At 60.8% G+C, this 10029-nt stretch carries 9 protein-coding genes; 7 read left to right on the forward strand and 2 right to left on the reverse strand.

Annotation, left to right across the window (positions count from 1 at the left end; translation table 11 throughout):
- Nucleotides 1-117 precede the first annotated feature (117 nt).
- Entirely contained in the window at nucleotides 118-969 is an 852-nt protein-coding gene (locus tag BLU71_RS11500; RefSeq protein ID WP_083353128.1) for a helix-turn-helix domain-containing protein, read from the reverse strand.
- Nucleotides 970-1066: 97 nt separating this feature from the next.
- Between BLU71_RS11500 and BLU71_RS11505 the strand changes: the two genes are divergently transcribed.
- Nucleotides 1067-1987, forward strand: a complete 921-nt coding sequence (locus BLU71_RS11505) for a LysR family transcriptional regulator (RefSeq protein WP_064363974.1) — start codon at nucleotides 1067-1069, stop codon at nucleotides 1985-1987.
- Between the two features lie 19 nt (nucleotides 1988-2006).
- Nucleotides 2007-3026, forward strand: coding sequence for an AraC family transcriptional regulator (locus BLU71_RS11510; protein ID WP_083353129.1), 1020 nt, complete (start codon nucleotides 2007-2009; stop codon nucleotides 3024-3026).
- Between the two features lie 71 nt (nucleotides 3027-3097).
- Here the strand turns inward: BLU71_RS11510 and BLU71_RS11515 are convergent, their stop codons facing one another.
- On the reverse strand, nucleotides 3098-4795 hold the full coding sequence (locus BLU71_RS11515; protein WP_083353130.1) for a sulfatase-like hydrolase/transferase: 1698 nt from the start codon (nucleotides 4793-4795) through the stop codon (nucleotides 3098-3100).
- 390 nt (nucleotides 4796-5185) lie between these two features.
- On the opposite strand from BLU71_RS11515, the gene BLU71_RS11520 reads away from it, so the two are divergent.
- From BLU71_RS11520 to BLU71_RS11540, 5 genes are read left to right on the forward strand one after another with little or no spacing between them, the layout of a single operon-like run.
- Complete coding sequence (locus BLU71_RS11520; protein ID WP_064363971.1) at nucleotides 5186-6538, forward strand: UDP-glucose dehydrogenase family protein; 1353 nt, start codon at nucleotides 5186-5188, stop codon at nucleotides 6536-6538.
- The gene (locus BLU71_RS11525) at nucleotides 6535-7569 is read left to right on the forward strand and encodes an NAD-dependent epimerase (protein WP_083353131.1); all 1035 of its coding nucleotides are present in this window, start codon (nucleotides 6535-6537) and stop codon (nucleotides 7567-7569) included. The genes BLU71_RS11520 and BLU71_RS11525 overlap by 4 nt, the downstream gene beginning before the upstream one ends.
- A gap of 14 nt (nucleotides 7570-7583) precedes the next feature.
- The gene (locus BLU71_RS11530) at nucleotides 7584-8330 is read left to right on the forward strand and encodes a sugar transferase (RefSeq protein WP_042609497.1); all 747 of its coding nucleotides are present in this window, start codon (nucleotides 7584-7586) and stop codon (nucleotides 8328-8330) included.
- Nucleotides 8330-8977, forward strand: a complete 648-nt coding sequence (locus BLU71_RS11535; protein WP_042609496.1) for a CpsD/CapB family tyrosine-protein kinase — start codon at nucleotides 8330-8332, stop codon at nucleotides 8975-8977. The genes BLU71_RS11530 and BLU71_RS11535 overlap by 1 nt, the downstream gene beginning before the upstream one ends.
- Nucleotides 8978-8998: 21 nt before the next feature.
- Nucleotides 8999-10021 (forward strand): polysaccharide biosynthesis/export family protein, encoded by a 1023-nt coding sequence (locus BLU71_RS11540; RefSeq protein ID WP_041478599.1) that lies wholly within the window; start codon nucleotides 8999-9001, stop codon nucleotides 10019-10021.
- Nucleotides 10022-10029 lie beyond the last annotated feature (8 nt).

Raw genomic sequence — 10029 nt, forward strand, 5'->3', positions numbered from 1 at the left:
TGAATAACACGCAAATCGGCTCCCTTTCCCCCTCGCCCCCTTTGGGGGAGAGGGCTGGGGTGAGGGGGAAAATCTTGCTGACACCCTCAAAGACGATCAAACACCTCTATCCTGCGTTCAACAGACCTGCCCAGTGTTCAGCCGAAACTGCTTCGGCGTAGTCCCGAACTGTTTGCGGAACGCGCGGATAAAGTTACTGGGCTGCCGATAGCCCAGCCGTTCGGCTATGCGCTCGATCGGCTGATCGCCCGCCGTCAGCCAGTGGCTCGCCATTGTCAGATTGTCCTGGCGCGCAGGTGCGCTGGCTTCAGCGTGCCAGTGGCGCAGCACGCTTTGGTGCAAAAACGGATTGGCGCCAGGCAAGGCCTGATCGAGACATGAGCGCGGCAATGTCAGGCGCAGGTGCTCGCCCTGCTCCACCGCAACACCAATTTCACGCAGCAAACTCCCGGCCATTTGCGCAGCGCGCAGGCTGACATTCACAAACAAATCTCCCGGCGCCCTGCCCGACCGCCGGGCAATATTGCGCACCAGCGTCACGGCCGCCGCGTCCAGAGCGAAATGATGGAGCGGCTCCTGCAGCGAACGCAGGCGCAAATGAGCAACATCGCCTGCCTCGACCAACTCCACCGCGACGTAGTTGATCACCCGTGGCAAGCAGTCGATGAAGCACTTCAGACTGGCGCGCAAGGTCACCGCCGAGTCGAGGAGAATATTCAGTCCTTGCAGGCAATCGGTCGCCATCCCGTCGGCCAGTTCACAGCCGAACGTCGGCGCCACCCCCGCCCACTCACACTCACGCCACAACTGTTCAACCGATCGTGCGGCGATCAATTGATGCGCCCCAGCGAGCACTGACGGGCAAATCCCGGCGCGCGCCATCAAGTGTTGCGGGCACAGTCCGGACTGCCGAGCATGAGCGAGAATCGTGCGGACAAAAGCGCTGGAAGCGAACACAGGCTGGGACATGAAGGCGTGCCATGGAAGACCAGGCGTGTACTTATGCCAGCGGACGTGCTATCGATCCAATGCATTAAAAGTATCCGCAAAATGCAGGAGACGCATGATGGACCTTCGCCAGCTTCGCCACCTGGTCGCCCTCGCAGACTGTCGCAATTTCGGCCGCGCCGCCGAGGCGATCAACTTGAGCCAACCGGCGTTCAGCCGCAGCATCCAGACGCTGGAGCGCGACCTCGATTGCGCGCTGGTCGAGCGCAGCAGCCGTGAATTCCGCCTGACCGGGCAAGGTGAATTGGTGCTGCAGCACGCGCGGCGCCTGCTCGCCGGCAGTCAGGCACTGCACAATGAATTGACGCAATACAACGGCCTCACCGGCGGCGAACTGCAATTCGGTTGCGGCCCGTATCCGGCGCAAGTGCTGGTGCCCGAAGCGCTGGCCGATTTCATTCAGGCGCATCCGGCGATTCGCACGCGCTTTCACCAAGGCGACTGGCAGCAACTGTCGCTGTGGTTGCGCGAACAGCAGATCGAGTTTTTCGTCGCGGACGCGCGGCACTTCGTCAGTGATCCGCAGTATCAGGTGCACCAGCTGCGCAGGCGGCCGGGACGGTTTTTCTGTCGCGCCGGGCATCCGCTGGTTGCGCAGGCAGACCTGCAATTGCGCGCCCTGCTCGATTACCCGATCGTCGGCACGCGCATTCCACCGATGATCCGCAAGGTGCTCGCCGATATCCTCGGTGAGTCCGACTTCACGCCGAGCGTGGAGTGTGCACAATTCGACGCCATCCAGCGTGTGGTCCTGCGCTCTGATGCCGTGGGTCTGGCGACGCTTGAGGCCTTGCGTGAACAGCTCGACGAGGGCCTGATCGAGCTGCTCGATTTTGTCGACGTACCGCACGACGAGGCGGCACTGCAATTGGGTTACGGCATCGTCAGCCGCGCCGGCTATACCCTGACGCCTGCCGCGCGGGCGATGATCGAGGCGATCCTTAGCGTCGATCAACGTTTGCTGACCGCCAATCGATGACCGCAAGAGCCTGCGCACGATGAGCAAATTCACGCCGTTCGCCGCCAATGCCTTTTACGCGCCGACCCTGTTGCCGGCCATTGAAGAATTGCTCGCGCGCGGCATTACCCAAGGCGCAATCGAAGCCCAACTGCGCCGCAGCCTGTCTGATCTGCGCACGCCGTTCATGCGCATGCCGCTGCTGATGTCGCGGCGCTTCTGGTCGTTTGCCGTGGAGCAGAGCGGAGATCCGTCGATCGGTCTGGCGGCGGGTGAACGCTTTGTTTCGACCGCCACCAACGGTTTGACCTATCTGTTCGATGTCGCCGTGTCGCTGCAACGTGCCTGCGAGTTTTTCGCCGAGTATTTTGCGTTTTTCAACGGGCATTTGCGCATGGAGATCATGCGTGAACACCGTGGGGTCACGCTGCGTCTGCTCGAGACGGGCAGTCTCGGTGCTCCGGCAGCGCTGACCGATTACATCCTTGTCAGCCTGTGCAGCCTGGTGCGACGCAAGTTGCTCGCCAGCGGTTTGAAGGGTGACCCGGTGCTGGGTGTGGCGCTGGTGTCGGCAAGCCGCGAACAACACGAAACAGCGTTCCGCGCCCCGGTGAGCGCAGAGCAGTCATGCGCGGCGATTCAACTGGATCCGCAGCTGTTCGCAATGCCGTTGACGCCGGGCAATCCGGCGCTGGAAGCAACCTTGATCGATTTGCTGGAGCAGACCCGCCGTCACAGTGAACCGACCTTGCTGGAACAGCTCAGCGATTACCTGATCGAGGATCTGGCGACAGCGCACTGGCAGCAATTCTGCGCAACGCAGCATGTGCTCGAGCGCACGGCGGCACGGCGCCTGAAGGCGTTGGGCTGGACCTTCAGCGAACTGCTTGACGAGTATCGCCACTACCGGGCCGAGGACCTGTTGCAGGCCGGGGCATTGGAATTGGTGGAAGTGGCGGATCGGTTGGGTTACAGCGATGTGCAGGGATTCAACCGGGCGTGTCTGCGCTGGCTGGGGTGCGCGCCGGGGGTATATCGGGCGCGGTTCATCAAGGGTTGAGATTCTCGCTGGCTGTGCTGTTTTTGTTCGCGAGCAGGCTCGCGAAGAGGCCCGCCCGAGTGACCTGAAACTCACTGCCCCGAAGCCACAGTGGCAGGCGCCCGCTCCGGGGTAACGATGCTGCCCAGATCAATATGCTTCCACTCAGGCTTGGCCCCCAACCGCGCATTGAAGCGGTAGTTGAAAGTGAACTCATCCGCCGTCGGTACGCTCAGCGGTTTGCCATACAGCGCTTCAATCCCCGCCAGGTCGTAACCCATCACCTGCAACAGCGTCGGGAAAATGTTGTAGTGGCTGGAGCGGTCCTTGTTGGCCGGCAGATTCGCCGCCCAGTCCGGCGTCCTGAGCCCACTTCCCTGAATCACCACCAACGGCACCAGCCCCTCCTCTTCCACCGGGTCGCCGCCGCAATGGGTATTCAAACCCGGGTTGCCGCGTTCATGCAGATCCTGGCCATGATCGGAGGTGTAGATCAGCAGCGCGTTGCGCAGATTGGCCTGGGCAAAGACCCGGGCGAAGAACTCGCCGACATTCCACAACAGCGTGTTCTTGTAGGCGTTGCGATACAGCACCCAGTCATCCGGCTGGCCGTTGAAACCGGCACGTTCCCCGGTGTCGGCGACTTCGGTGAACTGCCCGCGTGGCAGCGTTGGCCGGTAAGCCATGAACGCGTCCGGGTATTTATCGTGCACCGGAAAATGCGCGCCGACCTTGTTGATCACGATCAGCTCGGGACGCTCGTCGTTGAGCAACTCGATCAGCTTTGCCGCTGCCGCCATGTCGCGATCACGGACGCTGGTCTGGTCGAACTGCACAAAGCTGTCGATGTCGTTTTTCTCGGCGGCGGTCATCAGGTTCTGCAGGTTGCCGGCGGTGCGCTGGGCGTCGATGTACACCGTGCCGAGCCCGGCCTTTTTCGCGTACTGCCAGATCGACGGCTGCGTGCTGTTGATGCGCCTGTAATCGGCGCGAGTGCCGCCGTAGCGCAAGGTGACATTGGTATCTGCGCTGCAATTGGCAATGGACGCGGCGTAGCCAAAGTTGAAGACATCGACCCCGGCCGGCGCCTGGTTGAGGTTGCTGTGCACGCCGAACGGCGCGTTGATGTCGAGGTAATTGCCGGAAATGCTTTCATCGATGATCAGCACGATGTCGTGGCCGACGGCAGGCGCGGCGCGCGCCAGCGTCACTGGTTCACGCGGGCCGACGGTATCGTGCAGCGCTTCATAGGCAAACAGATTCAAATAGGCCAAAGGCGTGTACATGATCGGCAGGCCCCGGGCGCCCTCTCCCGCACGCAAAAACAACAGAGCGCTGAGCATCAACACACCGACGATGGGCGCCGCGATCCGCAGCGTGTTCGGTACGACCAGTGGATGACGCGGCTTGAGCCCGATGCCGAACAACAGCAGCAAGCCGCTGAGCACCGCGCGCAGGATCGCGTCGCGATACTGATAGGCCGCTTCCTGAATGAAGCCACCGGAATACACCAGCGAGACAAAATCGCTGTACCTCAGGTAATCCGCAGTGACCCGGGTATAGACATCGAAAAAAACCGCCGCCGCAAACATCGTTAATGCGAATGCATGTCGAACGAGAGCTTGCCTTATATAGGCAGCCAGATATAACGCTAAAGTCAGCGCCAAAAACACCGCGCCAAAAACAAGTGCATTCAAACTCCACCCGATAGCATTTAACCGCTCCAGGTAATAGTCGGAATACAACAGCAAAAAGACAACTAAAAGGAGTTCTTTGGCATATCTGAACATGGCGATACCGGGCGGGCAGAAATGGCTGGATGTCAAAGCTTTGTCGGTCAGACCCTGACACTAGCACCCACCCCTAAAAGCGCAAGAATTGACTGATAGCCGGATTGACCGTCAAAAAAACGGTGCCTCAAATCTGACACACAAAATCTGGAAACCCCTTTAAAACCAATACTTTCGACCGCTTGTCGGTTACTTTAAATCTGAACAAATCTGCAAAAAAACAACAAATTCAATCGCAGCAATGACTTGATGGCCAATCGCCAAAAAGCCCTCAAGTGTTATACCCGTGCAACATGTCATTTTGCTGACACGCTTTTCCAACCCTGCGCTATACCCCTTTAACAATCTCATCCCGTAGTTAACTTTTCTGGTTTTATTTGAGGTGCGCAGATGGACGTGAGCGTATTTGGCACTGGCTATGTCGGACTTATACAAGCCGCCGCACTTGCCGATGTCGGCCATCGGGTTTTATGCATTGATATTGATCCGAACAAGATCAAACAACTGCAACAAGCGGTGCCGCCCATCAGTGAGCCAGGCCTGTCCGCAACACTTGAAGAAAACATCAAGGCCGGGCGCCTGTCGTTCAGCACCCAGGCCAGCGATGCGGTGACTCACGCCGAGCTGATCTTCATCGCCGTCGGCACTCCGGCGGACGAGGATGGCTCCGCCGATCTCAGCCATGTGCTCAACGTCGCCCGGCAGATTGCCGGACTGATGGAAGCCGATCGCACGCTGATCATCAAATCCACCGTGCCGGTCGGTACTGCCGATCAGGTTCTGGCCGCAGCCACCAGCGAATTGCTGCAACGGGGCAAAACCGAGCTGCAGGTACGCGTGGTGTCGAACCCGGAATTCCTCAAGGAAGGCAGCGCCCTCGCCGACTGCATGCGCCCGGACCGGATCATCATCGGCACCCGCGACGACGCTGCCCGCGAGCAGATGAGCGAGCTGTACGCGCCGTTCTGCCGCAACCACGAAAAACTGATGTTCATGGACAACCGCAGCGCCGAACTGACCAAGTACGCGGCCAACGCGATGCTCGCCACCCGCATCAGTTTCATGAACGAACTGGCCAACCTCACCGAACTGCTCGGCGCCGATATCGAGGCGGTGCGCAAAGGCATCGGCTCCGATCCGCGCATCGGCTACCACTTCATTTATCCGGGCTGCGGCTTCGGTGGCTCGTGCTTTCCCAAGGACCTGCGGGCGCTGCTGCACACCGCCGAACACAACGGCATGCCGTTGAAACTGCTGCGCAGCGTCACCGACGTCAACGACAGCCAGCGGCACATCCTCTTCAGCAAATTGCGCGCGCAGTTTCCGCAGGGCCTGGCCGGCAAATCCATTGCGGTCTGGGGCCTGGCGTTCAAACCGAACACCGATGATATGCGCGAAGCCCCCAGCCGTTATCTGATGGACGCGTTGTGGGCCGAAGGCGCCAGTGTGCAGGCCTATGATCCGGAAGCCATGTCCGAATGCCGGCGCCTCTATGGCTATCGCAACGACCTGCACCTGTGCGCCACACGCGACGACACCCTCGAAGACGCCGACGCGCTGGTGATCTGCACCGAGTGGAAAAACTTCCGCGTGGTCGATTTCGAGCTGCTCGCCGAGAAGCTGCGGTCGAAGGTGATCATCGACGGCCGCAACCTCTACAACCCGGAACAAGTGGCCGCCGCCGGCCTGCATTACAGCGGTATCGGTCTGCGCCACATCGCCCCTGAAGGGCCACGGCCATGAAGATTCTGGTGACCGGTGCCGCCGGTTTCATTGGTGCCCATTGCGTCCTGCGCTTGCTGCGCGACGGGCATGCGGTGGTTGGCCTGGACAATTTCAATCACTACTACGACCCGCAACTCAAGCATGACCGCGTGCAGTGGGTGCGCGAGCAGGCTGGCGATTTTCAGCTCGCCACTGTGGATCTGGCTCACGCTTCAGCCATCGACGCATTTTTTGCCCGCGAGCAGCCGCAAGTGGTGATTCATCTGGCCGCGCAAGCCGGGGTTCGGTATTCCCTGGACAATCCCCGGGCGTATCTGGACAGCAACCTCAACGGTTTCCTGAACATTCTCGAGAGCTGCCGGCATTACCCGGTCGAGCACCTGATCTACGCCTCGTCGAGTTCGGTGTACGGCGCCAACCAGCACACGCCTTACTCGGTCAAGGATGGCGTCAACCATCCGCTGTCGCTGTACGCCGCGACCAAGAAAGCCAACGAGCTGATGGCGCACAGCTACAGCCATCTATTCGGCATTCCCTGCACCGGCCTGCGCTTTTTCACCGTCTATGGGCCTTGGGGCCGGCCAGACATGTCGCCAATCCAGTTCGCCCGGGCGATCAGCGAAGGCGAGCCGCTGAAGCTGTTCAATTACGGCGAGCATCAGCGCGATTTCACCTACATCGACGACATCATCGAAAGCATTGCCCGCCTGATCAATCAGCCACCGCATGCCAACCCGCAGTGGGATCGCGAGCAGCCCGACCCCGCCAGCAGCATGGCGCCGTGGCGCCTGTTCAACATCGGCGGGCAGCAGCCCGTCGCGCTGAAAACCTACCTCGCGCTGATGGAAAAACACCTCGACCAGAAAGCCATTGTCGAGCTGCTGCCCCTGCAACCGGGCGACGTGCTCAACACCTGCGCCGAGGCCAGCGATCTGGCCCAGGCCACCGGATTCCAGCCTCGGATAGAACTGGATGAAGGACTGGGCCGCTTCATTGCCTGGTTCCGCGACTACTACCCCACTGCCCGTGCGCCGCTTGCGGCTGAATGAATGCGGAGGACGCCATGACTGGACATGAAAAAAGTGTGTCGATTGCACAGATGCGCCCTGACAAGCGCGTCGACCCCGAACATCGCATGCGTCTCGACGCAGCGATTCATCGCCAGGGTCGCGGCTGGCTCAGCGGCCGCGATGGTGGCCGCCCATGGCAGCTGTCGCGGACCAATCGAGTGGTCGCCTGCCTCGGTGCGCTGACCATTTTGCTGCTGATCTCGCCCTTGCTGTTGGGCCTGGCGCTGGTGATCAAATTCACCAGCCCGGGGCCGGTGCTGTTCGTCCAAAAGCGCACCGGTTATCGCGGGCGCAAGTTCGGCATGTTCAAGTTTCGCACCATGGTCAGCAACGCCGAAGAACTCAAAGAGTCGCTGCGTCACCTGAACAAGCACGGCGCTGACGCCATCGATTTCAAGATCGACAAGGACCCGCGGGTCACCGGCATCGGCAGCTTTCTGCGCCGTACCAGCCTCGACGAACTGCCGAACCTGATCAACGTGGTGACCGGCGACATGCGCCTGGTCGGCCCTCGTCCGACCTCGTTCAATGCCTACCGCTACAAGGACAATCACCTCGCGCGTCTGGCGATCTACCCCGGCATGACCGGTCTGTGGCAGATCTCCGGACGCAGCAACATCGACTTCGACCAGCGCGTTGAGTTGGACCTCAGCTACATCGCCGAGCAGAGCCTTCTGCTTGATCTGAAGATTCTGTTGAAAACCCCCTTCAAAGTATTCAGCGGCCACGGAGCAAGCTAATGGACGGTTCAACCAATAAAAGCCTGAGCATCGCCAGCCCCAGCGAATCGAATCTGACGTCGACCGTGCTGGATCTCGATCTGCGGATCCTGTTCCTGACCGCCGCCAATCCCGGCGCCGGCACCACCACCAGCGCGCTGGCACTGGCCAGTCAACTGGCGCAGATGAGCAGCGGCCAGGTGCTGCTGGTGGACGCCAGCCAGTCGGCGGACAACCTCACCCAGCAGATGAACCTCGGCAAGGAGCGCGGCCTGCGCGACCTGCTGTTCAACCCGGACAACCCGCCGTTGTTGCAGGACTGCGTGGTGCAGGTGTCGAGCCTGCCCTTCCATGTGCTGCCCAACGGCCGGCCGATCCGCACGCTGGAGCATCTGACTGCCGAGCGCCTGAGCCCGTTGCTCGACCAGTTGGGCAGCCAGTACCGCTTCGTGGTGATCGATGGCGACGCGGTGTACTCCGCCGCCGACACCCTGGTCATCAGCACTCAGGTCGACGGCGTGGTGTTTGTCGTCCGCGCCGAAGACACCCGCTGGGAAGTCGCCCAGGCCGCTGTGCAACGCCTGACTCAGGCCGGAGCGAACGTGGTCGGCAGCGTGTTCAACCGGCGCAAGTACTACATGCCCAAATGGCTTTACAAAAACCTGTAAGCGAACGCAAAGGATGACGCCATGAACGCCAGAATGCTTGTCCTGCTGTTGCTGCCGCTTGCGGGCTGCTCCAGCACTTCCGACACCCAGAACATGCCGGTGAATATTCTCACCGCCTCCCCGGCCAACGCCCAGGCGACCGATATGCCGAAGATCGAGCAGACCCTGCGCCCGCAGGATGTGCTGGACGTGATCTTCCATATCAGTACCAGCGGCTCGGACGCTTACCGCGTGCAATCGGGCGACCAGATCGGTCTGAACTTCACCGCCGCCAGCCAGCTCAACGGCAATCAACTGGTGCTGCCCGACGGCACCATCGAGCTGCCGGGCGCCAACACCTCGGTGAAAATCGCCGGATTGACCAGCGAAGAAGCGCGCCAGGAAATCCAGCGCGTCTATCAGCGCAAACAACTCTTCCAGCCCAACCGCAACCAGCTCACCGTGCAGATCATCAGCCCTCTGAGCAATGAGCAGAACCTGAAAAGCGCGTTGAACCACCCGGCCACCGGCATGAGCCGCGAGATCACCGTCGGCACTGACGGCTACGCGAGTTTTCCGGAAATCGGCGCCGTGCCGCTGCAAGGCATGACCGTCAATCAACTGGAAACTTTCCTCAACAAAAAGTACGCGCAACTGCCGGGCCGGATGACTGTGGACGTGCTGCTCAAGTCCACCGCCGGCAACGAGATCTACGTGCTGGGTGAAGTCGCACAACCGGGCTCGTATCCGATCCGCCGGCCGGTGTCGGTGCTCGAGGCGCTGACCCTGGCGCGCGGTACCAACGTCAAGGCCCGGCTGGATTCGGTGGTGATCATGCGGCGCAACGGCAATCAGGTGAAAGCGGTGCGCTACGACGTCGAAAAAGCCCTGTCCGGCGATGCTCCGCAAATCGCTTACCTGCAACCGGACGACATGCTCTACGTGCCAAAAACCAAACTGGCCAGCGCCGGCGAACTCGCCCGCCAACTGGCTGATGTGGTGCTGTTCCAGGGCGTCGGTTTCAGCTTCGGCTACCGCGTCGACAACAAAGACAGTGACAACTAACTCACAGG

Origin of the sequence: Pseudomonas moraviensis, assembly GCF_900105805.1 — a bacterium.
GTDB classification, from domain to species: domain Bacteria; phylum Pseudomonadota; class Gammaproteobacteria; order Pseudomonadales; family Pseudomonadaceae; genus Aquipseudomonas; species Aquipseudomonas moraviensis_A.